The organism is Corynebacterium macginleyi (assembly GCF_003688935.1).
Taxonomy (GTDB): Bacteria; Actinomycetota; Actinomycetes; order Mycobacteriales; family Mycobacteriaceae; genus Corynebacterium; species Corynebacterium macginleyi.
This window is the reverse complement of sequence record NZ_REGE01000049.1, coordinates 1-1308: the sequence shown is the minus strand read 5'-3', so window position 1 is coordinate 1308 and position 1308 is coordinate 1. Positions and strand designations below refer to the sequence as shown.

The 1308-nt window shown below is 53.7% G+C and carries 2 protein-coding genes and 1 pseudogene; all 3 read right to left on the bottom strand.

What is annotated here, in order from left to right:
- Positions 1 to 22 precede the first annotated feature (22 nt).
- Positions 23 to 289, bottom strand: coding sequence for an integrase core domain-containing protein (locus tag D9V82_RS13035; protein ID WP_121928309.1), 267 nt, complete (start codon positions 287 to 289; stop codon positions 23 to 25).
- A complete protein-coding gene (locus D9V82_RS13030; protein ID WP_147446216.1) occupies positions 237 to 944 on the bottom strand; it encodes an IS3 family transposase in 708 nt (235 codons plus the stop codon). Before D9V82_RS13030 ends, D9V82_RS13035 begins: the two co-directional genes overlap by 53 nt.
- Positions 941 to 1283 (bottom strand): annotated as a pseudogene (locus D9V82_RS13025) (transposase). Before D9V82_RS13025 ends, D9V82_RS13030 begins: the two are co-directional and overlap by 4 nt.
- Positions 1284 to 1308: the final 25 nt, after the last annotated feature.

Here is a 1308-nt window from a genome sequence, read left to right as displayed (position 1 = left end):
TGAAGTGCCCCGAGTTTTGTTCCTAGGCATTTGCCTTGATTTCTATTATTCCCTGTTGCGGGGTCTTCTTCCAAAATTCGGTTTCCACCTCGACCGGGGTTCGATATCCCAGGCTTTGGTGGAGCCTTACCTCGTTCCACCATGACACCCACTCGAATGTCGCGATTTCTACCTCGACAACGTTATTCCACCTGCGAGTATGGATCAGCTCGTTCTTGTAGGAGCCGTTAACGTTTTCAGCTAGAGCATTGTCGTAGGAGTCGCCGACAGTTCCGGTGGAAGCAGTGATCCCGTGCTGGGAAAGGCGCTGGTTGTAGACAACGCTGACGTACTGCGAGCCGTGATCCGAATGGTGAATAAGACCTGTTGTTTCCCTCGCGCTCTTGGGTCGCTTGGTTGAGTGCTTGCAGCGGTAATGCCTCGGTGCGCATCGAGTCCGATAATGCCCATCCGACGATCCGTCGGGAGTAAACGTCGGTGACAAATGCGCCATACACAAAGCCTTTCTTCGTGCGCACGTAGGTAATGTCGGCCACCCACAGCTTGTTCGGGCCTTGGGCTTTGAACTCACGCTCGACCAAGTCTGGGCGCAGATCCGGCACGTTAGGCTTACGCGTTGTGATTGGTGATCCGCCTTTGCCTTTGCCAGAAACACCAGCCAGGCGCATTAAGCGGGCGGTTTGTTCACGCCCGATATCGATTCCTTCACGGCGAAGAGCATGCCACATTTTCCGCACGCCGTAGACACCATAATTATCCCGGTGAACAGCACCAATGCGTTCAACTAGAACAGCATCACGAAGGCGACGAGCACTTAACCCTCGGGCTTTGGACTGGCGATACCCACGCGAGGTGATGAACCCACCAGCCCGGTTATTCTTCAACGTCTTACAGATGAACTCGACAGAGAAATGATTCCGGTATTTATCGATGAACCGGATCATTTCCGACGTTTGGGGTCGAGTTCCGACGCGAAAAAAGCCGAGGCAGCCTTCAGCAACTCGTTGGTATCTCGAAGCTCTTGATTCTCGCGGCGTAGCCTGGCGTTTTCCGCGGCCAAATCTTCAGGAACAGGTTCTGGGATGTTTCCCGCACGACGAGCCTGCTGGGTCCATTGACGAGCTGTGTGCCATGAAACCCCCAACTTTGGAGCTACTGCCTGGCACGCGGCCTGCATTGACATGTTTTCCGCCAAGATGCGGTCTTCCACGAGACGGACCACACGGTCCTTCGCATCTTGGTCAAATTTTCTTGGCATATTCCAGATTTTCCCATCTACTCAAACGGAACAAAACCTGGGACACTTCA

What these genes read in the sequence shown, in the direction of transcription:
- D9V82_RS13030 (WP_147446216.1), bottom strand. Translation starts at nt 944, where the DNA reads ATGATCCGGTTCATCGATAAATACCGGAATCATTTCTCTGTCGAGTTC.